This is a genomic window from Pseudoalteromonas shioyasakiensis (assembly GCF_001550135.1).
Classification (GTDB): domain Bacteria; phylum Pseudomonadota; class Gammaproteobacteria; order Enterobacterales; family Alteromonadaceae; genus Pseudoalteromonas; species Pseudoalteromonas shioyasakiensis.
In genome coordinates, this window is the sequence record NZ_LRUE01000013.1 from 226384 (window position 1) to 252408 (window position 26025).

General features: G+C 42.0%; 19 protein-coding genes. 17 read left to right on the top strand and 2 right to left on the bottom strand.

Translation table 11 applies throughout. The features are described 5' to 3' along the window. Position 1 precedes the first annotated feature (1 nt). From PASHI_RS06330 to PASHI_RS06380, 11 genes are read left to right on the top strand one after another with little or no spacing between them, the layout of a single operon-like run. The gene (locus PASHI_RS06330; protein WP_062564948.1) at positions 2-796 is read left to right on the top strand and encodes a nitroreductase family protein; all 795 of its coding nucleotides are present in this window, start codon (positions 2-4) and stop codon (positions 794-796) included. After that, positions 789-1748 carry a SagB/ThcOx family dehydrogenase gene (locus PASHI_RS06335; RefSeq protein ID WP_062564949.1) on the top strand — a complete coding sequence of 320 codons (960 nt, stop codon included), beginning with the start codon at positions 789-791 and terminating at the stop codon, positions 1746-1748. Before PASHI_RS06330 ends, PASHI_RS06335 begins: the two co-directional genes overlap by 8 nt. A 12-nt stretch (positions 1749-1760) precedes the next feature. Beyond that, positions 1761-2459, top strand: a complete 699-nt coding sequence (locus PASHI_RS06340; protein WP_062564950.1) for a CPBP family intramembrane glutamic endopeptidase — start codon at positions 1761-1763, stop codon at positions 2457-2459. A 1-nt stretch (position 2460) separates the two neighbouring features. After that, complete coding sequence (locus tag PASHI_RS06345) at positions 2461-3327, top strand: ABC transporter ATP-binding protein (RefSeq protein WP_062564951.1); 867 nt, start codon at positions 2461-2463, stop codon at positions 3325-3327. Then, positions 3320-4459, top strand: coding sequence for an ABC transporter permease (locus tag PASHI_RS06350; RefSeq protein WP_062564952.1), 1140 nt, complete (start codon positions 3320-3322; stop codon positions 4457-4459). The genes PASHI_RS06345 and PASHI_RS06350 overlap by 8 nt, the downstream gene beginning before the upstream one ends. After that, the gene (locus PASHI_RS06355) at positions 4456-5721 is read left to right on the top strand and encodes an efflux RND transporter periplasmic adaptor subunit (RefSeq protein ID WP_062564953.1); all 1266 of its coding nucleotides are present in this window, start codon (positions 4456-4458) and stop codon (positions 5719-5721) included. Before PASHI_RS06350 ends, PASHI_RS06355 begins: the two co-directional genes overlap by 4 nt. Positions 5722-5725: 4 nt before the next feature. After that, the gene (locus PASHI_RS06360; RefSeq protein ID WP_062564954.1) at positions 5726-6439 is read left to right on the top strand and encodes an ABC transporter ATP-binding protein; all 714 of its coding nucleotides are present in this window, start codon (positions 5726-5728) and stop codon (positions 6437-6439) included. 1 nt (position 6440) lies between these two features. Further along, on the top strand, positions 6441-7601 hold the full coding sequence (locus tag PASHI_RS06365; RefSeq protein ID WP_062564955.1) for an ABC transporter permease: 1161 nt from the start codon (positions 6441-6443) through the stop codon (positions 7599-7601). Between the two features lies 1 nt (position 7602). Beyond that, a complete protein-coding gene (locus PASHI_RS06370) occupies positions 7603-8778 on the top strand; it encodes an ABC transporter permease (RefSeq protein ID WP_062564956.1) in 1176 nt (391 codons plus the stop codon). Between the two features lie 20 nt (positions 8779-8798). Further along, entirely contained in the window at positions 8799-9497 is a 699-nt protein-coding gene (locus tag PASHI_RS06375; RefSeq protein WP_062564957.1) for a hypothetical protein, read from the top strand. 16 nt (positions 9498-9513) lie between these two features. Continuing rightward, positions 9514-10824: a hypothetical protein gene (locus PASHI_RS06380; protein WP_062564958.1), complete on the top strand. Its 1311-nt coding sequence runs from the start codon at positions 9514-9516 to the stop codon at positions 10822-10824. A 429-nt stretch (positions 10825-11253) separates the two neighbouring features. Here the strand turns inward: PASHI_RS06380 and PASHI_RS06385 are convergent, their stop codons facing one another. Further along, complete coding sequence (locus tag PASHI_RS06385; protein ID WP_062564959.1) at positions 11254-13404, bottom strand: TonB-dependent receptor family protein; 2151 nt, start codon at positions 13402-13404, stop codon at positions 11254-11256. An 839-nt stretch (positions 13405-14243) separates the two neighbouring features. Beyond that, on the bottom strand, positions 14244-15089 hold the full coding sequence (locus PASHI_RS06390; protein ID WP_054551321.1) for a LysR family transcriptional regulator: 846 nt from the start codon (positions 15087-15089) through the stop codon (positions 14244-14246). Positions 15090-15213: 124 nt separating this feature from the next. Here PASHI_RS06390 and PASHI_RS06395 point away from each other — a divergent pair, with 124 nt between their 5' ends. The 6 genes from PASHI_RS06395 to PASHI_RS06420 all read left to right on the top strand — a co-directional run bounded on the left by PASHI_RS06395 (position 15214) and on the right by PASHI_RS06420 (position 26013). Next, positions 15214-15813 (top strand): hypothetical protein, encoded by a 600-nt coding sequence (locus PASHI_RS06395; protein ID WP_054560756.1) that lies wholly within the window; start codon positions 15214-15216, stop codon positions 15811-15813. 180 nt (positions 15814-15993) lie between these two features. After that, a complete protein-coding gene (gene gcvT, locus PASHI_RS06400; RefSeq protein ID WP_062564960.1) occupies positions 15994-17076 on the top strand; it encodes a glycine cleavage system aminomethyltransferase GcvT in 1083 nt (360 codons plus the stop codon). A 51-nt stretch (positions 17077-17127) separates the two neighbouring features. Continuing rightward, positions 17128-17517, top strand: a complete 390-nt coding sequence (gcvH, locus tag PASHI_RS06405; RefSeq protein ID WP_054551324.1) for a glycine cleavage system protein GcvH — start codon at positions 17128-17130, stop codon at positions 17515-17517. Positions 17518-17947: 430 nt separating this feature from the next. Beyond that, a complete protein-coding gene (gene gcvP / locus PASHI_RS06410) occupies positions 17948-20839 on the top strand; it encodes an aminomethyl-transferring glycine dehydrogenase (RefSeq protein ID WP_062564961.1) in 2892 nt (963 codons plus the stop codon). A 196-nt stretch (positions 20840-21035) separates the two neighbouring features. Next, positions 21036-22550, top strand: coding sequence for a sigma-54 interaction domain-containing protein (locus PASHI_RS06415; RefSeq protein WP_062565103.1), 1515 nt, complete (start codon positions 21036-21038; stop codon positions 22548-22550). A 46-nt stretch (positions 22551-22596) separates the two neighbouring features. Continuing rightward, positions 22597-26013, top strand: coding sequence for a DEAD/DEAH box helicase family protein (locus PASHI_RS06420; RefSeq protein WP_062564962.1), 3417 nt, complete (start codon positions 22597-22599; stop codon positions 26011-26013). Positions 26014-26025: the final 12 nt, after the last annotated feature.

A 26025-nucleotide genomic window follows, 5' to 3' on the forward strand; every position in this document is an offset into this window, starting at 1 on the left:
TATGCCATTTATCGATCCTGCTGATTATTTTCTAGATCAGAAAACTACAGCCGAAGGCACCTTTATGCCGCCGATTAACAGTATCGACTTACTACCGGAGGTATACAGGGAATTTCAATGCCGCTTCGGTGAGCTTTCCATTAACCCGGCGGAATTCTTTCACGAAAATTCGAAAGTATCTCGCCACACCACTAGGCGAATCGCTGAAAATCAAGAGAGCATAGATCAGATTATTCAGCATTATATGGACACTCCATACAACTACAGCCCAGACACTGTCAGTGATATGAATGTCAGTCCAATACTGCCGGCGTTTGAGTGGCATAAGGAAGTACCTCAGTGCTTGCATTCACTGGGACAATTTGCTCCCAGAAGATTTTACGCCATAGACGCTTATGTACTCACTGGCGACAAGCTGCGCAAGATCCTGCCCAACAAACAAATTCTAGTTAAAGACAGAAATTACGACGCCGCAAAGCTGGAAAAGCTAAATCAATCATTTTATGGACCCAGTGCAGGTTCAGTATCTACTCAAGATTCACTGGTGTTTCTAGTCGGCTGTCCTTGGAGATACATGATGATGTTCGGGACAAAAGGTTACCGCAAAATGCTATTAGACCTGGGCTATATCCTCGGTTACTACGAGGAAGAAATGCAAAGTGGGAAAATGACTCAACTAGATTACTTCTACGATAACGAAGTGGATCGTTTCTTAGATCTCGACGGAATCGAACAGTCTATTCAATGCGTTCTCGGTGTCACAAACGATAAGAATGGAGCAAACAGTCATGAATAATAGCGAACAAACCATAGATCAGGAAATGCCTGCTTCCGCACCTGCGGCTGAACAATCTAATCAAAGTTGTCCTTTTCCGAATGGAGATACGGTTACTCCTCTGTTGGAGCAACTGGATGCGGCAAACAAGGCGGCTATTGAAGTGTATATTAAGCGTGCTTTGGCTCGTCAGGAAGAAGGTTTACCTATTAGCCCTCTGGCCTTGGCTCACGATGGATTAAAGCTGGATGTTGATGTGGGTAAGCAGGTAATGAACAACATTTTGTTCTCTGACCGGCCCGCGATTAACCAAGGTGATGATAACAATACTTTGATCACGCTCCCTGAGCCAAGCGAGCAACCCTCGGAAAAGTTTGAACAACTGATGCGCAGAAGAACATCAGTGAGAGATTACACTGATGAAGCCGTTTCTCTTGCTGAAATATCAAGTTTATGTGCATCCACAGTGAGTGCAAGAGATAGATTTAAAACTACTTCATCTCAGGTTATTCCCCATGCACCTCTAGCTCCTACCGGGGGAGGTTTGCTCTCTATCCAGCTTTACTATATTTCGCTGAATACGGAATCACTGTCCCGTGGAATATATAAGTACAGAGCCGACAAACACGCATTGGAGTTGGTCAGTGAAGGCGAAATAAGAGGGCGCATATTTGAAATCACTTCATTTCAGGACTGGATTGCACGCTGCGCAGGCATCTTTGTATTGGTCAGTGACTTAGACAGAGTGCAATGGAAATATGAGGACAGGGCCTATCGCCTCACCCATATGGATGCCGGTGTATTGGGACAAAGCTTACACCTTGCCGCAACCTCAATTGATTTGGGATCCTGCATGGTATTTGGCTTTCTAGATGACGAGATGAATCAGCTCATGAGTATTGATGGAGACCGCCAATTTGTCTCTCTGATTATGCCAATTGGTAAACCGATACCGGACTACAGCTCCCTCTAATAGGTGATGGATATGGTACTTTATTGGATACTTGGTTTTGTTCTGATTTTGGCAGTGGTATTCGCTCTTTCAGCACAGCTACTTACTAAGTTGCGCATTGATAGTTATGACTTTTTCGGCCGAAACAGCTTGCTAATGTACGCTGGTACCCTGGCTCTTCTGTTTGTTGCTGTATATTGGGCCTCTTCCCACTCTGAAGTTAATCAACAGTTCAAACTGCCATTGAGTTCTGAGCACAGGCTGGTATCGACAGCAATTATCCTGCTGTCCGCTATTTCAGGGCTATTACTCTTCAAACTCGAAGCTTGGTTAATATCGCTAAAAATCAAACAACAAGCACACGCTCACGCATCTGTAGTGCCCTATTGGCAAAAGAAATGGTTTGTTCCTGTCGTGGTGTCCATTGTGTTGATGGAAGAGATTATTTGGCGAGCCTATTTGCCATTAGCCATATTTCAGGAGTGGTCACTCTCTTTAACATGGGCAGCTGTCATTAGCTCACTGGCATTTGGGTTGCACCACGTTTTCTTTGGCTGGATACATGTGGTTTTCAAATCAGTATACGGCTTTATATGGCTGTTAATGACTTTGAGTACTGAATCATTAATACCCGCCATTATCGCCCATTGCGCCTTTAATTTCGCAGTCTATTGGCACAGTGCAAATCAAACTAACACTTCAATCAAGGGGTACAAGGAGCAACAAGGCTGATATGTCAACAATACTCAATTTCAAAAATATTCATAAGTCCTATGACGCCAATCCAGCTGTCAAAGGTGTCAGTTTCTCTGTAGATGCTGGCAAGGTACTGGGAATTTTAGGCAGAAATGGAGCTGGAAAAACGACCATAGTCAATTTGTTGGTTGGGCTTCTTTCATCGGACGAAGGGCAGGTAGAGTTGTTCAATTCAATGCCTCCATATGATCAAACAACGCGCTCAAAAATAGGTTTGGCCCCCCAGAGAATCGCCTTGTACAGCAGTTTGTCCATAATGGAGAATCTGACTTTCTTCGCTACTCTGCAAGGCTTAAAGGGAAGTGAACTTGAAAAAAAAGTTAATTACGCCTCAGAAAAGATGGGTCTGGAGACCTTTATCCATCGCAAGGTAAAGGCTTGTTCAGAAGGAATGAAACGCAGAGCCAATATGGCGGTGGCACTGCTGAGTAACGCCGAATTGTTGTTGTTGGATGAACCTACCGCTGGAGTGGATATTCAAAGCCGGCAACACATTTTAGACGTGGTGTTAGACCTAAAAAACTCAGGTAAAACTGTGTTGTATACCACTCATTATATCGAGGAAGCGGATCAGGTCTGTGACGAGGTGCTGATACTACACGAAGGCCGGGCTCTGGCTTGCGCCTCCACACAGGATCTTATTGCTCAATACGGCGGTGATAGTCAAATTTCGTATCAGGAGACTGAGCAGGGGCAACCTTTTGTTCTGTCCAGCAGAGAGCCAGCCAAAGCGGTACATCAATTGTTTGATTCTCACTCCAGTATTTTTAATCTCAGGGTCATTCCGCCCAGCCTGCAAGACGTGCTGACAAATTTGTTGAACGGAGAAAAACTCAGTGCGTGAAATCATCCATTTAATTAAAAAAGATTGCATGTTAATTGTGCGTGATGCATCCAACCTGGTTATGATTTTGTTGTTGCCACTTTTGATCGCCACTATCTTCGGGGCCATTAACAGTGCCAGTGAGGAAACCAACAAATTGGCCGTAGCCCTGGTTGACAATGACAAGACACCAATCAGTGCTGCCTATATAGAACGATTGTCACAACGGGATGATCTGGAAATTATTCAGAGCACATTAGAAGAGGCCCAAAACGCCACGCGTTTGGGGGACGTTATTGCCTATATGATTTTAGAGCCGGATTTTGGTGCCAGATTACAGCAGTTTCCTTTCATCAGCTCTCCTCCTGAAATTCGCATAGTGTCCGATCCTAAGCGCAAAGTAATTTCCGGGATGATCACCGGCATCACTATCCCCACAGCGATGGAGTTAGTGCAGGAAAGACAAGACAGTGGCACATCGGGTATGGCCAGCCCAAGTCTGCAGCCGTTAAAGATCACCCATGAAGATTATGTTGTTGAAAGCGAGCTGCCCGTGAGTGCTTTTAGTATTACCGTACCGCAAGCTGCACTCTGGTCTATATTAGCCTGCGTGGCCATTATGAGTACTAGCCTGGCCACCGAAAGACTGCAACAAACCATATTGCGATTAAAAGTCTCCCCCACTCCTATGTGGGTGATTTTATCCTCCAAGATCCTGTCATGTATGTTCACTATTTTTATTTCCTGCGCCATTTTAATTGTGTACGGAAAGATTGCGTTTCAACTGAATATTCAATCTTTCGCTATGCTGAGTTTCGCCATTCTGTGTTCTGCGTTTTGTTTTGCCGGACTGATGCTAGCCATTGGCAGCCTTGGCTCTAACCCGGGTTCGGTGGCAGGTGCTGCCTGGTCAATTATGGTGATATTCGCCATGTTAGGCGGTGGCATGATGCCGCAGTTTTTAATGCCTGAATGGCTGTCTGCCCTTAGCAGTATCAGTCCCGGTAAATGGTCTATTTTGCTGATGGAAGGCGCAATTTGGCGTAATTATTCAATCGTAGAAGCACTATTTCCGGCAGCTATTTTAATAGGTTTGGGCGGGTTGGGTTGTGTCGCCGGCGTTAGAAACCTCAATCGAGAAAAATTCATATGAGCCGAATTCAAAGTAACCTAAGCAAAGACACCAATGAAGATATGTTGTCCATCTTGCACAAACTTGAATTTGGTGACACTGCACAGTTGCACAAACCAAGTAATCTTAAATTGATCTACTATCCAATTTTTGTGTTATTACTACTGGGAATCAGCTATATTGCAGTTCAAAACCTATCAACAGATAAACCAACCGAAGTCGGCGTAATTGTTATCCCACAGGATACTAGTTCTTCAGGAGTCGCTTTAGCTCCTTTGTTAGAGGTATCTGGCTTTGTTGTTGCGCCTGAGAGCACCACTGTATCAGCCAATGTAACGGGTAGAGTGACCGGTATTTCTGTAGAGCTAGGGGATTTGGTACAAGCAGGTCAAGCTGTTGCCACTTTGGATGACAGGCAAGCAAAGATAGAGCTCAATACCTTTGAAACCAAGTTGAAATCTCAGTTATCTCTCAGGGAGGTTAGATTAGAAGATTTGGCTTTAACACAAGCTTCCGGTGAAAGGGCGAAACGACTGTTTGAAAATCAGCTTATTAGTAACGAAGCCTACGAACAAGTACTCAGTCAGGTCATTAGCAAGAAAATAGCGATCATCCAGTTAGAGCAATCCATTGATGAATTAAAAAATGCCATTCTGCAAACTCAGCTGTATCTCGATGACCTAGTTATACGCTCGCCGTTCAGTGGTATAGTGACCGCTATGAGTGCTAACGTCGGCGAAATTATTTCCCCTGCATCTGCCGGAGGTACTTTTACCCGAAGCGGCATATGCACCATCACAGACTTGTCTTCTTTGGAGTTTCACTTTGACGTCAATGAACGCTTTCTTTCACAAGTGTTTAGCAGCGACAGCATACGTGTCAGTTTCACCTCTCAGCCCGATTTGCTAGTTGAAGCAAAAATTAAACAAATCGCGCCAATTACTGACAGTCAAACTGGCACAGTTATAGTTATAACAGAACCTGTAGAGCAAGTGAATACAATCAACCCTGGCGCGACGGTAACAGGGGTTTTTACTAAAAAGCCAGACCATCTAAAAGACGCCCCCAGAGCTATTGTGATTCCCAATTCAGCGGTGCATTTTATAGATGGAAAAACCTATGTATTTGTCGAGGAAAACGGCGTTGCAAGATTGCGACTAGTAGATGCAAGACAAAACGCAAATGACGATTATCTGCTAACTGATGTACCACAAAGATTAACAGTTATCGCATCGTCAACTTCCCCTTTAACAGATGGCCAGACTATTACTATTAAGCGATAATATTATGTTTTTACAAATAAAAAAATTATCAAAAGAATACCGAAAAGGTGACACTCGGATTATCGCCTTGGATCAAATCAACCTGAATGTCGAACAGGGAGAGTTTATTGCTTTAACTGGCCCTTCGGGCTCAGGAAAAACCACACTGCTGAATATTATCGGCGGGTTGGATAGTCAGGATGCTGGTCAAATACTCATTGAAGGTCAGGCACAAATCAAAGGCAGCGATGCAGAATCTGCGTTTTGGAGAGCGAGAAATATCGGTTTTGTTTTTCAGTTTAGCAACTTGCTGCCCTATTTAAGCGCCGCACAAAATGTGGAATTGCCACTACTCCTTACCAGTATGTCATCAAAAAAGAGACGAGAACGAGTGGGTGCAGCACTTGAACTGGTGGGACTAGCAGACAGAGCGTCACACTATCCTAACGAATTATCTGGTGGACAGGAACAAAGAGTCGCGATTGCTAGAGCTTTTGTCAGTTCACCAAAATTAATGTTATGCGATGAGCCTACCGGTGATCTGGACAGAAAATCCGCTAAATCAATTTTAAACTTACTCAATACATTAAAAACAGAGTTTAAGAAAACTATTATTATGGTGACTCACGATATGATAGCGGCTGAAGCAACCGATAGGCGCATAGAGCTGTATAAAGGAAGACTTACCCAAGCTAGTGTTTGTTCAGAGGTATTCCTATCTTCAGGTAAGGAGTACTAGTGTGAGCTTGCTGCAGATAATTGTGAAGAATATGCTGCGAAAGCCGGTACGACTTGTATTGACTGTAATACCTATGTGTTTGGCATTTTTTGTTTTCAGTCTGATTATTGGTATTGATAATGCCTATGACGTGGAATTTGAACTGGATGAAAAACGTCGCATAGTCACCATCAACCAACAGTCAATTATTCAGCCATTAATGCAACCTGCCATTGAGCGGGTGAGAAAAATGCCACAAGTGAGCAACGCTACTTTTGCCACTTGGTTTGGTGGTTACTTTCTTAAACCTGACCAGACCTTTTCTCAATACGCTATTGAAGAAGATACCTATTTTGCAGTGTATGACGGAATTCAAATTCCAAATACTAGTCTGCCCTTGTGGCTGGAAGATCCAACTGCTGTTTTAGTCACGCCGCTACTTGCAGAGCGTTTTGATTGGAAAGTAGGTGATAAAATTGTGCTTACTACCAGTATTTGGACCCAAAAGAATTTCAGCAACGATTGGCCCTTTACCATTGCTGGGATTTTTTATGCCGAGGACGGTACCGAAGAGCAGTCTATGTTAATCAAGCACACTTATTTGGAGCGGAATCGTTTGTTCGGCAGAGGTATGACTAGCTTTTTTGTATCTCGGGTTCGATCTGATTATGATATCAACAACACTATCAACCAGTTAGACAAGCTGTTTGAAAATAGCAAAAACGCAACTTTTACTTCAAAAGAAAGCGCTTTTGCTGAATCATTTCGTAGGCAGTTGGGTGATTTGGCTCTCATGACAAAACTCGTCTTAGCCATAGCCGTTTTGGTTGTGTTTTTACTCACGTCCAGTTCTATGGCTCAGTCATTGGTGGAGCGTAAGAGGGAGTTGGCACTTTTTAGTGCGCTGGGTTATTCAAAAAGAAAGATTAGTTCACTGTTAGTGGCAGAGAATATTTTGGTTGTGGTGTTGGCCATGTTGATTGCAACTTGTATTACTCTTGTCAGCTCCGTACTACTCGGACAGATACTTGTGGATGGTCCGTTCTCCGATATTGAGCTCAGATTTTGGGACATAGTTCAAATTTCCGCCATCGCTATTTCTCTTGGTGCAACAGGTGCCACTCTTCCTTTGTTAAAGTTGTTGCAAGAAGACATGGCAGCTAACTTAAAATCGGCAATTTAATATGAAGCTACTTTTAAATTGTTTACTACTAGACATTAAGAGTTTAGCCCAAAGGCGTTATGAGGTTGCCTCTATTCTAATTTGCTCTGCTAGTCTGACATTGATTATCTTAGTGTTTTCGTCACTTCGGGTGGGGTTATCAGGGGTGATTGAAACAGCTGGCTCAGATAAACAATTGATACTGTTGGGCAATGGTTCAGAAAGCGAAGTGATCAGTTCTTTTAGCCTTCAACAAGTAGAACAACTAAAAACACTGATCAATGCAAACTCTAGGAATTCGATTGTCGCTTCGGAGCTTTTTACTAATATTCGAGTTGCCGATGCAGCCAAACACGAAGTTCAGGTGGTTGCCGTTAGAGGTGTAAGTGATGATTCACTGAAACTGAGAAATCACTTCAGTATTCAAAGTGGTAGGATGTTTTCGTCAGGCAGGCGTGAACTCATCGTTGGCGATAAGCTAGTTTCACGATTTCCTTGGTTGGGGCTTAACCAGAAAATTACTTTGGGCTCATTGGAGTGGACAATTGTGGGGGTTTTCGCCACAACTGAGACTGTTGCAGAGTCGGAGGTATGGGGCGAAATCAGTTTATTACAGGATGCTTACAATCGTGGGGCTATTTTTCAATCTATTCGAGTAGGAGTTGAAGATGCTGCAAATGCTCAAGCGATAGTCAATATACTTAACCAAGAAAACAACCGAATCAACTTGGTTGCCAAAACGCAGCGACATTACTACGCAGGTCAAATCGATGAAATGATTCAGTTTGTAGATATTATTGCTATTCCCAGCATTATTATTTTAATTCTAGCCACAGGTTTTTCGACATTGCAGAGCATGCACACCATGATTGAAGCCCGTCAGAGAGAAACAGCAGTGCTCAGAGCGATAGGCTTTTCTTCGCTAAATCTAGCAACCAGTATTTATAGTGTCACCATTTTAATAAGTATAGCAGGCTCGGTAGTGGGAATATTGTTGACATTGGGTATATTTTTGCAGTCTAAAGCCGTGATTTTGAATCATCTCAGCCTAAGTGAAGTAGTTTTTCCATTTAGTATCACTTGGCAAAGTGCGCTTATAGCTGTTCTGACTGCTATCACTATTGCCTTTGTCGGTGGACTCCCTCCGACTTTTATTTCACTTAATCGCTCAATTGTGACTGCCATTAGAAAAGGTTAATTCGAGTAAGGAGATAGGAAATGTATCAACATACGCGTCACTTTCTAGATATTGAAACACAAATTTGGCGGCTAAAAATGCAATATGATATTAAAGGATTAAATCGGCTTTTTAATGATTTTGTGAAAGAACAGATGCCTGAACAATTAAAGCCTTGGCAGGTTTACTATAGTGTTTTTACATTATTGACACTGAGCCAGTTGGAGGTGGATAGTAAAGCTCATTCGCGACAGGCTATGAGCTTGTTAAAAGATGCTCATGGAGTGGAAAATAAAAGCGATGAGTTTTATGCTTTGGCAGCCTGTTGTAGTGGTCACTTGGCAGCTGTAATAAAAGATCCTATAGCGAAAGCAAGAGCTGGGATGACAGCGGATAGGTCTTTTAAGATTGCTTTTGAAATAAATCCTAACAACCCCCGGGCGTATCTATTACAAGGTTTATCGTTTATGAACAAACCGAAGCTAGTTGGAGGCAGTAAGAAAAAAGCACTTACGTTACTAGCTAAGTCTGTTGAGTTATTTGAAACAGCCCAGCCAATAACAGAGCAAATACCTTCATGGGGATACCTCGATGCCCTTTATTGGCTTTCCCACTGTCACTTGCACTTTAATCACTTCAAAGAAGCTAGTGATTACATAGAGGTGGCACTTAAAATAGATGCTAACTTTGAATGGGGGTTGTCACTAAAGCAAAAAATAGCGCTTAAAAGTATGAATTAAGGCAGGAGGGAGCTGAATGCTTAAATTAGCCTCAATGAACCTAGTTGCCTATTTTCTGATAGGCATTAGTCTAAATATTCATGCAGCTTTGATAACCAAATCAAAAGAGGTAGGGGCAAGAGTGAAAGCTGAGCCTTATTTAGGTGTAGGTGAACTTGACTCTTTGCAGCTTGCAGCAGATTTTTCACTTCGCAGGAAGATTGCTTGGCAAATTTCAGCTGAAGTTTTAGCTCCTGCCAAGCAACAAGCCGGTTTTGGTTTCGTTATGGAAAATAGTCCAGCTTCATTGTGGCAAACATGGTTTTCTCGTGATGACATTACGTATCTTTTAGACGCGATAGATTCCAATGTAGCGCTTACCGACTCTGGACTTACAGAAATTGCAGCAAAAAAATTATTGACTAAAATTCAAAGGCTTAAATCTCCTAATTTTGATCCAGCACCATTAACTGGAGGGTTTCAACCGTTTTCTCCTGCAGTTTACAACTCAGATTATGTGCTCCACATATTGCAGAACTTTCGAAGTATTGCTAAATGCTCACCAGTGAGTATAAAGTTGATGGACGCACCGCTAACGAACAAAGCATCTCATTCCAATTGTATGGCTGAGTTTCCGCCAACATCAATTATGATGAAATTGGCGTGGGGTGAAGCTAAATCTCAAAATGACATAGGTTTTTGTCACAAAAGTGATGTTAAAGATCTTAGCCCTATAGGAGTGCATGAAGTTATTGCTAATAGTAGTGAGTGGATTAAAAAAGGGGAATATTGTCTAGATAAAAAAAATTCTTTTATGATACGTGATGGTGAAAGAGTCTTCGTTCTAAAAGGCTTCCACATTGTCACTAAGGAGCTAAAAGATTGGATATGGATTTCATTTATTTGGCAACCTGAGGCAGATAAAGGGTTTGGTAGTGATAGACCGGATAATATCAACGATATCTACACTAACTATATTATGTTAGTGTCGGTTAATGAACTTGAAATGGATTCTTCACCGGGAGATGGCATGAATAACTTTCCACTATTTAGTGGTAGCAAAAAGTTATTTTTAAGCTATCGTAATAAGTCGAAGTTAATAACTTGGAATTCTAACCCTTTTATAGAGGGGCCTGACTCGACTAGTAATTGTATTAGTTGCCACCAAGGAATATTTGCAACGGGTAAATTTGGGCCACATACAGAGCGCAAGCACTTTCCGTATGACTATACCTTTGGTACGCAAAATCGTGAATCTATTCTGATGCCTAGAGTGTCATTTAGAGAAGCAATCGACCGAGCTGAAGCTAGGCTTGGATCTAGTTACAAAAGTGATAAATATCAATGATATGAATTTACAATAATTCTCAATCATTTTACTAACTAAACTTGGCGTTAGAGGTGGTCAAAATTCTCATATGTGATTCTCTAGATACAGTGATTGTCAGTTCAATTGAATCATGAAACTTCAGCTCTATCACTATTGAGGTCTCTTTTTTAAAAATTAACTAATTACATTATTTATTTAAAATCAAGGTTTTAAAATATTATGTGGTGTTCGAGTAGTAAACTAGAAGTATTAAGGTTTGAATGGTTAAGATATGAATAGTGAAAATGAGGATTTAAAACTATGCATAGCCTTGCAAAATGCTGAAATAATCCAAGGGCAAGCAATTTTAATCACACGATGATAACTTGTTTTTGCAATACGTTTAACCAGTCAAAAAGCCGTGGGATTTTCATCACACGGCTTTTGATATTTCGCTAAGTCGTTTTATTAGAACGAGTAGCTGTAACCTAGTTGTAGGGTACGTGGTTTACCCGGTTGAATACCGCCGTTTGCACGGTTTGCAACGTAGGTTTTGTCAAACAGGTTGTCTACTGTTAAGTATACTTTTTGTTTGTCGTCGATTAGATATTTAGCAGCTAAATCCCATACCACGCGGCTGTCGATTGCATTGCGACCTGAGCTAGTTAAGTCTGCGTGTGCATCAGACACATAACGCATTTGCGTATCGAATACAAAGCTTGAGAACTCAGCACCCACTGAAAGCGCTAATTGGTTTTCAGGCACGTATGGCATTGCATCGCCTTTTTCTACGCTACCCCAAAGATCTGATTCAAATGCATTGTCAAACTCAGAATCAGTGTAAGTGTAAGTTAAGCGAACAGGGAATGAAGCTGCGTTAGTAGCAAACACTTTACCTGCGCTTAGCTCAAAACCAGACACAGATACTTCACCGTAGTTGTATTGGTCGCCAATGTTGTCATCGCTACAACCAACAGCCGCAGTACAGTTACCGTGCATGTTTGTGTAGTCAGAGTTAAAGTAAATTACTTCACCTTGAATGCCCGCGTAATCGTAACGACCACCTAGCTCAATGTTAACACTCTCTTCTTCTTCTTGATCCGCATTACCAGGGGCTGCTGGTGCGTAACCTTTTTGAATACCAGCAAGAAGCGTTAGGTTATCGCTAACAGTGTAAGTAGCACCTAGTGATGGTACTAAGATCTCAGTGTCGTTGCTGATATCTTTTGTTAAGCCATTTTCACGGTTTGGATCAGACTTAGCCCATTCAACACGTTTGATTGTGATGTCTTCGTAGCGAAGGCCTGCGCTAATAACTAATGCATCAAGTGACCACTCATCTTGAATGAATAGGGTCGTCGCTTCTGCGCTATCTAAACGGTTGCTGTTTGAACCTGGAACGCCTTTTTCTGTAAGCGTCATTGATAGGTCTTGGTTAAGCGTGTACTTGTCTTCCCATTGGAAACGATCCATTTCATCTTCATGGTAACGTGCACCCACAGTGATGTAGTGGTTGCCCGCAGGGATATGGAATTCAGTTTGCAAGCCTTTCGCTTGGTAATCACGGTTATTCGCTTTTACGCCAACACCTTCAATACCTTCGCTCGTTGGGTTTGCTTCAAACTCGCTGTATTGCTCAAGGTAGCTGCTGCTTACTTTGCTTGCTTTATACCAGTTACGGTGGAAATCGTTCAGGTAAGCTGTCGCAAGTAGCTCGTAACCTTTACCAAAGCGGTATGCATAGTTGATTTGGTATGCATTGTGTTGTGTGTTCATTTCATCGTTTTGCGATGCAGCATAACGACGGTAAGGGTTTTCTTGGTAATCAGCGTCAGTTAAGCCCATGTACGTTTCGTCAGAGCGCTCGTCTGAGTACTTTAACTTCATTTCTAGGCTGTGTGCTTCGTTATCACCAAAGTCAAAGCCAAACTTTAATAAGAAATCGTTCTTTTCGAAGCCTGTGTTGTCGCTACCTACTGGTAAATCTTTAAAGCCATCTGCACCGTAAGTGAAAACTTCTACAAGGCCTGCAGCATTGTTTTTCTTTTTACCGAAGTAAGCATGACCTTTGTAGAAACCGTCGCTACCAAGCTCGGCGTTAAGTAAACCTTTAGACCCTTCAGTTGGTAAGCTACGAGAAACTAAGTTTAAAACACCGCCTGTTGTACGCGGGCCATACTTTACAGAAGCTGCACCTTTAAGTACTTCGATAGACTCCATACGACCCATAGTAGGGAAGTAGTAAGCAGAAGGCGCTGAGTAAGGTGCTGGTGCTACAAGTACACCATCTTCCATTACTGAGATTTTGTCGTTACGACCTGTACCCGTACCACGCATACCGATGTTAGGACGAAGGCCGTAGCCGTCTTCTTCTTGTACATATACACCCGGTACAGCACTTAAAACACGAGATATATCAGTATATTCAAACTTTTCTAGTTCTTGCTCATCAATAAAAGTAGCAGAGCCAGGAATATCGTTAATTGCAGATGCAGAGCCAATTACAGTGATTTGCTCGAAGTTCTTCTCTTCTTTAGTTACATCTTTTGCAAAAGCATTAGCGCTTAAAGATAAAGCGACCGCAGTCGAAAGCGTAGAAACAATAAACTTAGGTGTCATTGTGTGTCCTGTATATGTTTAGATTTTTTTAACCGGCGCAATTAAAACATGTAAAAAAATGCGAATCAATCCTATTTGTAATAAAACAGGTCTGAACTGTAAGTTTTTGAAATAAATAAGATATAAAAAATACAGTAGTATTGTATTACGATATTGGGTTTTGGGAGGTGTTAAGTAAAACTTAATAGGGTGGAGCCATCAGCTTTCAGCCGTCAGCTATCAGATTAAAAGTTAGCGAGTTAGAAAGAGTAAAGGGGAAAGTTTGCGAGATAAGAGGAACGAGATGCAAGTTGTAGGAGGCGTTTTAACGCCGAAAAAATGGAGATATTAGATAACAGTGGTTAGAAGTTAGATTAAAACAACAGAGCTGTAAGCTTTAAGCTATAAGTCAGATCAGCCTGCACGCAGTCTCAGTGAAATGCATACCCGTAGGCGTGAAATTTATTTCGCGCGATGCTTATCTAAGCCTAACGTTTGGAGCCATCAGCTTTCAACCGTTAGCTATCAGATTAAAAGTTAGCGAGTTAGAAAGAGTAAAGGGGAAAGTTTGCGAGATACGAGGAACGAGATGCGAGTTGTAGGAGGCGTTTTAACGCCGAAAAAAGTCTATGCTGTTAGCACCTAGCACCTAGCACCTAACACCTAGCACCTAGCACCTAGCACCTAGCACCTAACACCTAGCACCTAGCACCTAACACCTAGCACCTAGCACCTAACACCTAGCACCTAGCACCTAGCTAAATTCCTACGCGATATAAAATCGCTGCTACAATCTTGCTAACTTGCTAACTTGCTAACTCGCAACTCGCAACTCGCAACTCGCAACTCGCAACTCAATCCTAAGTCAAACGTAGGGCGATGAATTCGGCGAGTTTGTCTACGGCGGTGCCGGGGTCGTCGGTACGTTTAATTAAACTAATACCGATTTGACCAAGCTCGGGGAGGTCCTTGGTTTGTATTTGGTAATTAAGCTCATTCGGTACGGTGCTTTTTGCAAGCACCGTAATGCCTAAGCCTTCTTTTAATGCCGCAGTTAGGCCAGTTAAGTCGGCATTACTGTAAGCAATGCGGTATTTAATACCCGCACTTTGTAGTGCTTCGATTGCGCGGCGGCGATAAATACATCCCTCGGGGGCGGTTACAAGCGTTACCACATCGTTCTGTGCAAGGTTTAAATCACCCACCCATACTAGTTGGTCTTGCATAAAGATAGGGAACTTAGCTGATTCTAGCTCTTCGTTTAATGCCAGCACTAAATCGAATTGATCTTGGCGCGAGACCGACAACAAATGTTTACTCAATCGAGAGCGCACTTCGAGCGATACGTCAGGGTATAGGGCCACGAAGTCACCAATGATCGACGGTAAAATACGTGCAGCAAATTCACTGGGGATCCCCAAGCGCACTTTACCGGTCACGTTTTCGCTGGTGAACTGCTGCAAAATGGCATCGTTTTGTTGCAGCATTTGCTTAGCTAATGGCATAAGCAATTCGCCATATTGATTAAGCACTTGGCGCTGGCCTTGCTTTTTAAAAAGCTTATGGCCCAGCATGTCTTCTAGGCGCTTTATTTGTAAGCTCACAGCCGGTTGCGATAGCCCCAATAATTCACCAGCTTTGGCAAATCCGCCAACTTCAACAACAGTGACTAAAGTACGTAAACTATCGGTAGAAATGTTTTTCATTAAAAAATTCTATTTATAGGGCTATGTATATAAGCATTATTTATCAATTGATAAATAATTACAATTTGTTGTTGCCAGCACGGCGCAATATACTTCAAGCATTAACGATTGATAGGTGTCACATATGACTTTTACGCCAATAATGTTTGCTCGCCACAGCCAAGCTGAGACCCCAGCAGACAACGTGCTACAAGCAAATAGCGATACTGCCATTATGGATTTTAGTGGCACTGAAGCAATCCCATTTTTAACGGCTATTTTAGGTCTTGATATTAATAAGCTAACCGCCAGTGGTTTAGGCTTACGTAGTTCATTAGACGATGACCTAACAAGCAGCTACGCTTATGCCCTGTATTACTTTAACGAAACTGCATTTCGTTTTGTATTAGGTAAAGATGCCAGCGTGCAATTACAGTCGCTTATTAATGAGCAACAACTACGTTACGACATTGATTATGTAATGCGTGACGATTTAAGCGCACTAACCCTAAGTGGTGAGCAAGCGTTTGATGCCTTGGTCGACAGCTTTAAGCTAACGCCGGGGCTGCGTTTATCAGACATGCGCAGTTGTTATGGTGCACAAAGTGGTGAGGTATTTATTACCGCCATAGATAACCAAGCAACACAGCAATTTCAGCTGGTGGCGCGCCAAGCAGAGCTTGATAAATGGCAAACGCACTTACAGCAGCTCGGCTTTGATTTAGCCTTAGCCAACGTTGCTTAAAAGATAAAATTTTTAAAACAGCTACGCACTTGGGTGTTTAGCTGTTTTTTAGTTACAAAATCGCAATTTGGGTGTGACAACTGTGCAACTAATGTATAATCGCCGCCCATGTTATTCCCCCTCATTAAATTGAGGCCACGCCCCACAACTTGTGGGTTAATTTAAAAGTGAAGGAATATTATGACTTCTAAAACAGTTTTACATGCTAAGCACCTTGAAGCTGGCGCAAAAATGGTTGATTTCCACGGCTGGGAAATGCCAATCAACTACGGCTCACAAATCGAAGAGCATAATGCGGTTCGCACAGATGCAGGTATGTTTGACGTATCTCACATGACTATTGTCGATATTCAAGGCGAGCAAGCACAAGCGTTCTTACGTAAGCTAGTTGCAAACGACGTTGCTAAGTTAACTGTACCGGGTAAAGCACTTTACACAGGTATGCTTAACGAAGAAGGCGGCGTAATCGACGACCTAATCATCTACTTCTTCTCAGAAACGAACTACCGTTTAGTAGTTAACTCAGCAACACGTGAAAAAGATTTAGCGCATTTAGCTAAAGTTTCAGCTGATTTCGCCGTAACGGTTACTGAGCGTCCTGAGTTTGCAATGATTGCCGTTCAAGGCCCTAATGCACGTGCTAAAACAGCAACAGTACTTAACGCAGAGCAACAAGCTGCTGTTGAAGGTATGAAGCCTTTCTTTGGTGTGCAAGCAGGTGATTTATTTATTGCGACAACAGGCTATACTGGCGAAGATGGTTATGAAATCGTAGTGCCTAACGATCAAGCTGCTGATTTATGGCAACAACTTCTAGACGCAGGCGTAGCGCCAGCGGGTCTAGGTGCACGTGATACGTTACGTCTTGAAGCGGGTATGAACCTTTACGGCCTAGATATGGACGAAAGTGTTTCTCCACTTGCTGCAAACATGGCGTGGACAATCGCATGGGAGCCAGAAGATCGTAAGTTTATCGGTCGTGAAGTATTAGAACAGCAACGCGCTGATAAGTGCACAGACAAACTAGTTGGTTTAGTGCTTGAAGAAAAAGGCGTATTGCGTAGCGGTTTAAAAGTCATCGTTGAAGGTGGTGAAGGGGTGATTACCTCTGGTACATTCTCACCAACCCTTGGTCACAGTGTTGCGCTAGCACGCGTTCCGCGTTCAACTGGCGAAACAGCCCAAGTAGAGATGCGTAAAAAACTGGTTAACGTTAAGGTTGTTAAACCTTGCTTTGTACGTAACGGCAAATCAGTTATCTAAACTATAAAAAATTTGGTGTTATCACCCAATATAAACCAAAGGAACAAAAAGATGAGCAATATCCCAAGCGAATTAAAATATGCTACTTCACACGAGTGGGTTCGCGACGAAGGTGACGGTACGTTTACTGTAGGTATCACTGAGCACGCACAAGAACTTCTTGGCGACATGGTATTTGTTGAATTACCAGAAGTTGGTGATGAAGTTGACGCGGGTGAAGACTGCGCAGTAGCTGAGTCTGTAAAAGCAGCATCAGACATCTACGCACCAATCGGCGGTGAAATCGTTGCAATCAACGAAGAGCTTGAAGATTCGCCTGAAACAGTAAATAACGACCCGTACACTGACGGTTGGTTATTCCGTATCAAAGCATCTGACACATCAGAGCTTGATAACCTGTTAGACGCTGAAGGCTACGCTAACACAATCGACGAAGACTAATTAATTAGTCACGCCGACTAAAAAGCCCCAGAGATACCCAAACCACTTGAATATACAAAATTCAGTGGGAATTTAAATTGCTTTTGGCAAGGCGACTGATTGAAGATCTAGTGGGCTAAATCGAAATCAGTTAACGCAGAATAAAGCAATTTAAAACCCACCGTTCCGGGGCGTGTGAGCAATATCACTTCATCGTTATATTGATTTAAAAGGGAATGCCATTCCTGCATCAATATGCCTTGAATTGAAAATGCTCACATCGCCCTGAATAAAGTATTATCAAGCGGTTTGGGTATCCAGTTGGGGCTTTTATGATTTTATAGCTTACTTTTCCATACGCTGTAAGTTACTGAATCAACCTGTTTTTAAGTTATTGCCAGTTACCCATTGGCAGTAACCACTTTTTTTTGGATCATAGGAATCTGGACAAATGTCAAACGCCAAATCTCTTGAACAATTAGAGCAAAAGCAAGATTTTATTCGCCGTCACATTGGGCCAAGCCCAGCGCAAGTAAGCGACATGCTGAGCGCTCTTGGAGTATCGAGTGTTGAAGAGCTGATCGGTCAAACGGTACCTGCAAGCATTCGCTTAGAGCAAGGTTTATCAATTGGCGAAAGCCGCACTGAAGTTGAAACACTAAGCTACTTAAAATCAGTAGCAAGCAAAAATAAAGTGTTCAAATCATACATCGGTCAAGGCTACCACCCAACTCACGTACCACACGTAATTTTACGTAACGTACTTGAGAACCCAGGCTGGTACACTGCGTATACACCATACCAACCAGAGATTGCACAAGGTCGTTTAGAATCATTATTAAACTTCCAGACTATGACCCTAGACCTAACTGGTCTTGATTTAGCAAGCGCGTCATTACTTGACGAGTCAACGGCTGCTGCAGAAGCAATGGGCCTTGCAAAGCGTGTTGCTAAAGCTAAAAAAGCAAACATCTTCTTCATTGCCGATGACGTACACACACAAACTATCGACGTTGTTGCTACACGTGCAGACCAGTTTGGTTTTGAAGTAGTAGTTGGTCCTGCAAGCGAAGCGGCTAATCATGAGATTTTTGGTGCATTATTCCAATACCCATCAACAACCGGTGAAATCACTGACGTAACTGACCTAATCGCACAAGTACAAGACAAAAAAGCGATTGCCTGTGTTGCTGCAGACATCATGAGCTTATTAATGCTTAAAGCACCAGGTAAACTAGGTGCAGACGTAGTACTTGGTTCAGCACAGCGTTTTGGTGTACCTATGGGTTACGGTGGTCCACACGCTGCATTCTTCGCAACACGCGACAAGTACAAGCGTTCACTACCTGGTCGTATTATCGGTGTTTCTAAAGACCGTTTAGGTAACGACGCACTACGTATGGCAATGCAAACACGTGAACAACACATTCGTCGTGAAAAAGCCAACTCAAACATCTGTACAGCGCAAGTATTACTAGCGAACATGGCAGCGTTCTACGCGGTTTACCATGGTCCACAAGGCCTTAAAACTATCGCTGAGCGTATCCACCGTTTTGCAGACATCTTAGCAGCAGGCTTAAAAGAGAAAGGTGTAAACCTTAAGCACGACACATGGTTCGATACACTGACTGTTGTTGCAGATAACAAAGACGAAATCGTTGCACGTGCAGTAGAGCACGGTGTTAACTTTGCGTCTAACCGCGCAGGTGAATATTCAATTTCTGTATCAGAAACAACAACCCGTGCAGACGTAGCTGAGCTATTCGACATCATTTTAGGTGAAGATCACGGCCTAAGCGTTGATGCACTTGCAAACGAAATCGAAGTAAATGGCAGCAACTCAATTCCTGCAAGCCTAGTACGCGATGACGAAATTTTAACGCACCCTAACTTCAACTCGTACCACAGCGAGACTGAAATGTTGCGTTACATCAAGCGCCTAGAGAACAAAGACTTAGCGCTTAACCACTCAATGATCTCATTAGGTTCATGTACAATGAAACTTAATGCGACAGCTGAGATGATCCCAATCACTTGGCCTGAGTTTGCAAACTTACACCCATTCTGCCCACTTGATCAGGCTGCGGGTTACCAAATCATGATGACAGAGTTACATGATTGGTTAGTAAACATCACAGGTTACGATGCTGTTTCACTACAACCTAACTCAGGTGCACAAGGTGAATACGCAGGCTTAATCGCGATTCGTAAATACCACGAGTCACGCGGTGAAGGTCACCGTAACGTATGTTTGATCCCAAGTTCAGCGCACGGTACAAACCCAGCGTCTGCACAAATGGCAAGCATGAAAATCGTGGTTGTTGACTGTGATAAAAACGGTAACGTTGATATGGCAGACCTTAAAGCGAAAGCCGAAGAGGTATCTGAAAACCTATCTTGTATCATGATCACTTACCCATCTACACACGGTGTTTACGAAGAAACAATTCGTGAAATCTGTGACATCGTGCACCAGCACGGCGGTCAAGTGTACATGGATGGCGCAAACATGAACGCGCAAGTAGGTGTTACAAGCCCAGGTTCAATTGGTTCTGACGTATCGCACCTTAACCTACACAAAACATTCTGTATTCCACACGGTGGTGGTGGTCCAGGTGTTGGCCCAATCGGTGTTAAATCTCACCTAGCGCCATTTATGCCTAACCACAGCGTAATTAATGTTGCTGGCACAAACATCGGTAACGGTGCGGTTTCTGCTGCCCCTTACGGCTCAGCAGCTATTTTACCAATCTCGTGGGCATACATTGCCATGATGGGCTCTGAAGGCTTAAAACAAGCAACAGAAATGGCTATCGTGAACGCTAACTACTTATCTGAGAAGCTAAGCGAACACTACCCAATTTTATACCGTGGCCGTAACAACCGCGTTGCGCACGAGTGTATTGTTGACCTACGCCCAATCAAAGAGCAAACAGGCGTAACAGAAATGGACGTAGCTAAACGTCTACAAGACTACGGCTTCCATTCACCAACTATGTCATTCCCAGTAGCTGGCACGCTAATGATTGAGCCAACTGAGTCTGAGTCTAAAGTTGAGATCGACCGTTTCATCGAAGCAATGGTGTCAATCAAGTCAGAAATCGACCGTATCGCATCTGGCGAATGGTCAATTGAAAACAACCCGCTAGTGTTTGCACCGCACACACAAGCAGACGTACTAGGCAATGAATGGGATCGTGCATACGACCGTTTCTACGCAGCATTCCCAGTACCAAGCGTAGCAAAAGACAAATTCTGGCCTACAGTAACCCGTATCGATGACGTATACGGCGACCGTAACCTAGTTTGTTCATGCCCAGCGGTAGAGACATACCGTGACTAAGGTTTGATTAATGATCACGACAATACTAGTTGGAAACTGAACAAATGTACTTGGAAACCGCAAATGTACATGGAAACTAACTAGGTTGTTGAAGATGTATAAAAAGGTGAGCAAATTAGCTCACCTTTTTTGTATGTAATAAATATTAGATAAGGTAAGATTATTTACAATTGAATAAGAATAATAAGTGTGGATTGTGAAAACTTTATTTACTTGGTTAGGTAAAACCGATATCGAAAATATGGAACAGGATATGAATGCTGCAATTAGTTCTATTGCACTAAAAAGTAAATATCCTTTTGATAAAATCGTTATCGTTTCTAACACTTGGGATGAAAAGTGGCACCAGTATGAAAAATGGCTAAAGAAAAAGTTGGCATTTGCACATAGACCTTATGAAGACGTTTCAATAAATAGAGTTCGCATCGCTAGTCCAATAGACTACAACTCTATATCTAAAGAGTCACAAAAATGGATAAACAAGCTTTCTGGTGAAAGTGAAAGTCTATATATAAACCTTACTTCTGGTACGCCAGCAATGTCAGCGGTAAGTATTATTTTAGGGAAGGCCAAAAGTAATACTTACTTTTACCAGTCAAACCCGGAAGGAAAAGTATTCTTAGATGATATTCCTTTTGATTTTGTTGCAGAACATGATGCGTCTGTAGCTAGGGCTATATCCTCTAAGGCAACCAAATTACCTACCAATGACAAAGCTTTTGAAGACATCATTGCAGTCTCACCCCAAATGCTTGAGCTTGTTGATAAAGCAGCGAAATTAGCTCCTCTTGATTTACCCGTCTTGGTGTTGGGAGAAACGGGCACAGGTAAAGAAGTTATATCCAATGCGATTCATAGAGCTAGCAGTCGTGCTTCTCAACCGATAAAAACGGTGAACTGTGGCGCTTTACCCGAAAACCTAGTCGATTCAATTCTTTTTGGGCATGTAAAAGGGGCGTTCACTGGTGCATTAAAAGACCATAAAGGTTTATTTGAACAGGCTGACGGTGGAACATTATTTCTAGATGAAGTTGGCGAGTTGTCGCTAGATGTGCAAGTGAAGCTATTAAGAGCATTGCAACAGGGTGAGATCACCCGCGTTGGCGATGACAAGACAATAACCGTTGATGTCAGAGTAATTGCTGCTACACACAGAAACTTAGTTGCTATGGTAGAAGACGGTGAATTCCGGGAAGATCTATTTTATCGACTTGCTCTAGGTATTGTTGAAATCCCTCCGTTGAGAGATAGAACTGAAGATATTGAACCATTGGTTCACGCTTTAGCAAGTGAAATAAATGATAGTGCAAAAAGCTATTCTAATTACAAAAGTAAAAAAATTTCCCAAAAAGGAATGAAGTTTATTTTATCTCAGCCTTGGCGAGGTAATATCCGCGAACTTTGGAGTACTTTAAACAGAGCATTATTACTTTCTGACAAGGATGAAATATCTGATTTAGATATTCAAGGTGCCTTAATTAACAGAGAGAAAAAACAACAGGAACTTGACGTGCATCTTGCGTATGGTGATGTGGTAGACCTTAAGCAAATAACTGAAAATATTGAAAAAAAATACATCGAGGCAGCTTTGAAAGCAACTGGTGGTGCTAAAGGAAAAGCGACCGATATGTTAAGTTTAGGTTTGCATCAAAACTTGAGAAATATGATGAAGCGGTTGAAAATGATCTCTGAAAATGAGCCTGAAAAATAGAGTTGGCATTGCAATTGCGATTATAGGAAATAAGGAATAACTAGGAATGAAGCAATCAATGAATTTTGAGTTCTTAAGAAAAGACTGGCCTGAATTAGCCGACTTTGGTGCTTACGCTGAAGAATATGCTTTTAGCGACCCACAAAGTGCGCTAATTAAGCTACGTTCATTCGGTGAATTTATGGTTAACTTTATTTACCGTAAATTGAACTTACCTTGCTTGCCAAAAGCTACATTCCACGAAAAGTTAATCGGTGAAGACTTTATACAACTAGCTTCAGCACCTGTTTTAGATAAATTTCACGCCATTAAAACATTGGGTAACAAGGCTGCTCATGAAAACAAAGGCACTGACAAAGATGCGATGTTTGGCGTTAAACAGTCATACCAACTAGGGGCATGGTTTTATTGTAGTTATCACAATGTCAAAGCTGATACGGTTCCTGAATTTATTGAGTTTAATACCGATATTTCAGCGGCGAGCAAATTAAAGAAAAAATTAGAAAAGAGTGACGCTCTTTATCAGCAAGCAATGGCTGAGTTAGAAGAACAGCGCCTAGTAAACGAAAGAATATTAGCTGAATCGAAACAAGCAACGGCTACTCGTGATGAGCCTGTATTTGAAGCCTTTACAACAAACAGCCAATCTATCTCTAGAACACTGGATTTCAGCGAGGTGGAAACGCGCAAATACCTTATTGATATGGAATTGCGTGAAGTAGGCTGGGATGTTGCAGAAAATGAAGTATCAACTGACGAAGTTGGACAAGAAGTACCAGTTAAGTATCAACCCACAGAGTCAGGAAATGGTTCTGTAGATTATGTTCTGTGGGATGACGATGGGTTGCCTTTGGCTGTTGTTGAAGCCAAGAAAACGTCAAAAGATGCTCGCATAGGCAAGAAGCAAGCGAAAGATTATGCAGATGGTTTAGAAAAGGAACATGGGCAGCGACCAGTCATTTTTTACACCAATGGACATGACATCTATATATGGGATGATGTTCAAGGTTATCCGCCGAGAAAGATCTATGGATACTACTCAAAAGGCTCGTTACAACATTTAGTTAAATTCCAGCGAGTTGAAAAGAAAAAGCTTTCAGATGTCACTATCGATGCAGGCATTGCAGGTCGTCGCTATCAGTTAGAGACCATTTCTCGCGTACACGATACGTTTGAGAAAAAACGTAGAAAAGCATTGATCGTTCAAGCAACGGGTACGGGAAAAACTCGTGTCTCAATTGCACTGACTAAATCCTTGCAAGACGCTAAATGGGCAAAGCGTATTCTGTTCTTATGTGACAGAAAAGAATTGCGGAAACAGGCTGACCAAGCTTTTGTCGAGTTCTTAGGTGTTAAACCTTATGTTGTAGGAAAGAGCGATAAAAAATACGAAAGCACAGCGCGTATATTCATTGCCACCTATCCGGGCATGATGGGGATCTATGAAAAGTTTGACGTTGGTTACTTCGATTTAATTGTTGCCGATGAGTCGCATCGTTCAATCTACAACGTATTTGGCAATATTTTTAAATACTTTGATTGTTTACAAGTTGGTTTAACCGCAACGCCTGTAGAAATGGTCTCGCGCTCAACTTGTCAATTGTTTGATTGCGGGTATAAAGACCCAACTGCTAATTACCCGTTAGAAAAAGCTATAGCAGAAGATCATCTTGTGCCGTATGAAATTGTCTCGATGACAACTAAGTTCATGCGAGATGGTATTAACCAACACTCTTTAACCAATGAACAAATTGCAGAGTTAGAAGATCAAGGCGAAGACCCTAACGAGTTTGAGTTTGACTCAAAAGACATTGATAAGGCGATCTTAAACAAAGATACCAACCGTAAAGTACTCCGAAACTTAATGGAAAATGGTATCAAAGATAAAGACAATCAATTAATTGGTAAGTCGATTATCTTTGCCAGACGTATCGATCACGCTCGTTTGCTTAAAGAACTGTTCGATGAAATGTATCCAGAGCTAAGTAACGGCTTTTGTGAAGTTATTCACTCAGATGAGCCAAGAGCTGAAGCATTGATCGATCAGTTTAAAGTGACTGAGGAAGAAAAGGCTAAAGATCCATCGTTACCAGACCCAATAACGCTGGCGATATCATTTGATATGTTAGATACCGGGATTGATGTGCCAAGTGTGGTAAATCTTGTTTTTGCCAAACCTGTAAAATCGAAGGTTAAATTCTGGCAAATGATAGGCCGTGGTACACGTCTATGTGAAAACTTGTTTGGTAAAGGAAAACATAAAACGCGCTTCTTAATCTTTGATCACTGGAATAATTTTGATTATTTCGAATTTGATTACGAAGAAGTTGAGCCAACTAATAGCAAGTCACTAGCGCAAAAGCGTTTCGAGTTGAGAATGTTATTAGCGGCAACTGCGCTAAATAAACTAGAAATCCCTGCGTTTGAAACAGTAATTAAGTTAATTCAACTAGACATAACAGCCTTAGATACTAAGAACATTAATGTACGTGACAATTGGCAAATCGTTGAACAAATGTCAGACGCTAAGCTGTTAAAGCAGTTTGCCAAGCCAACAGTCGCATTACTTGAAAGCGAAATTGCGCCATTGATGAACTGGCTTGATATTCGTGGGCAAAGTAAAGCGCTACGTTGGGATTGTTTAATTGCCCAAACACAAACAGAACTATTACTCAATCCTCAAGCAATTGGTGACCTTAAATTTGAAATTAAAGGTGTGTTAGAACGTTTACCTAAAAATACAGCTCAAGTGCAAACCAAAGCCTCTGAAATCAAGTTTTTGATGGATGACAATAATTGGCACAGCATCACATTTAATGAGTTAGAGCTGCATCGTATTGCGTTAAGAGAAATTATGTACTTGCTTGAGGGGGAAATCCTTCCGCCTAATCCCGGCCCTAAATATACGGATGTAATCGAGGATGACGCTGAAACTGAATACAAAGCGAGAGCAACTAATATTCATACAGTTGATTACAAAATTTATCAGCAAAAAGTGCAGGAAGCGTTAGAGCCGATTTTTGAAAGTGATCCAGTTATTCAAAAAATCAGAAATGGGCAACCAGTTACTGAAAATGAAATTGTGCAACTCAATGGTGTTATTCATGCCAAATATGCTGATTTGGATATTGAGACGCTTAAAACGTTTTACCCGGACACCACTGAACCATTAGACAAGTTGCTGCGCAGTATTGTTGGCATGGATGCTAAATATATTGAACAGAGTTTCACGGCTTTATTGCAAAACCATCGAATGCCACCTCAGGCGATGCGTATCATCGATATGTTGATAGGTCACATTGCCAGAAGCGGCGGTATTAAAATGGCGGACTTAGACAAAGCGCCATACAACAGAATATATGAAGGTGTGCTTGGTAGCGGCGAAGATGACGTTTTTTCATTATTAAAGTCATTAGAGCTACCAACACCGTTAAACAAATTAGATACGTCTTTTAAAGACTAATTAGAATTGAAA

What these genes read in the sequence shown, in the direction of transcription:
- PASHI_RS06395 (WP_054560756.1), top strand. Translation starts at nt 15,214, where the DNA reads ATGACTTTTACGCCAATAATGTTTGCTCGCCACAGCCAAGCTGAGACC.
- PASHI_RS06330 (WP_062564948.1), top strand. Translation starts at nt 2, where the DNA reads ATGCCATTTATCGATCCTGCTGATTATTTTCTAGATCAGAAAACTACA.
- gcvT (WP_062564960.1), top strand. Translation starts at nt 15,994, where the DNA reads ATGACTTCTAAAACAGTTTTACATGCTAAGCACCTTGAAGCTGGCGCA.
- PASHI_RS06340 (WP_062564950.1), top strand. Translation starts at nt 1,761, where the DNA reads ATGGTACTTTATTGGATACTTGGTTTTGTTCTGATTTTGGCAGTGGTA.
- PASHI_RS06360 (WP_062564954.1), top strand. Translation starts at nt 5,726, where the DNA reads ATGTTTTTACAAATAAAAAAATTATCAAAAGAATACCGAAAAGGTGAC.
- PASHI_RS06355 (WP_062564953.1), top strand. Translation starts at nt 4,456, where the DNA reads ATGAGCCGAATTCAAAGTAACCTAAGCAAAGACACCAATGAAGATATG.
- PASHI_RS06385 (WP_062564959.1), bottom strand. Translation starts at nt 13,404, where the DNA reads ATGACACCTAAGTTTATTGTTTCTACGCTTTCGACTGCGGTCGCTTTA.
- PASHI_RS06380 (WP_062564958.1), top strand. Translation starts at nt 9,514, where the DNA reads ATGCTTAAATTAGCCTCAATGAACCTAGTTGCCTATTTTCTGATAGGC.
- gcvP (WP_062564961.1), top strand. Translation starts at nt 17,948, where the DNA reads ATGTCAAACGCCAAATCTCTTGAACAATTAGAGCAAAAGCAAGATTTT.
- gcvH (WP_054551324.1), top strand. Translation starts at nt 17,128, where the DNA reads ATGAGCAATATCCCAAGCGAATTAAAATATGCTACTTCACACGAGTGG.
- PASHI_RS06345 (WP_062564951.1), top strand. Translation starts at nt 2,461, where the DNA reads ATGTCAACAATACTCAATTTCAAAAATATTCATAAGTCCTATGACGCC.
- PASHI_RS06335 (WP_062564949.1), top strand. Translation starts at nt 789, where the DNA reads ATGAATAATAGCGAACAAACCATAGATCAGGAAATGCCTGCTTCCGCA.
- PASHI_RS06390 (WP_054551321.1), bottom strand. Translation starts at nt 15,089, where the DNA reads ATGAAAAACATTTCTACCGATAGTTTACGTACTTTAGTCACTGTTGTT.
- PASHI_RS06375 (WP_062564957.1), top strand. Translation starts at nt 8,799, where the DNA reads ATGTATCAACATACGCGTCACTTTCTAGATATTGAAACACAAATTTGG.
- PASHI_RS06420 (WP_062564962.1), top strand. Translation starts at nt 22,597, where the DNA reads ATGAAGCAATCAATGAATTTTGAGTTCTTAAGAAAAGACTGGCCTGAA.
- PASHI_RS06370 (WP_062564956.1), top strand. Translation starts at nt 7,603, where the DNA reads ATGAAGCTACTTTTAAATTGTTTACTACTAGACATTAAGAGTTTAGCC.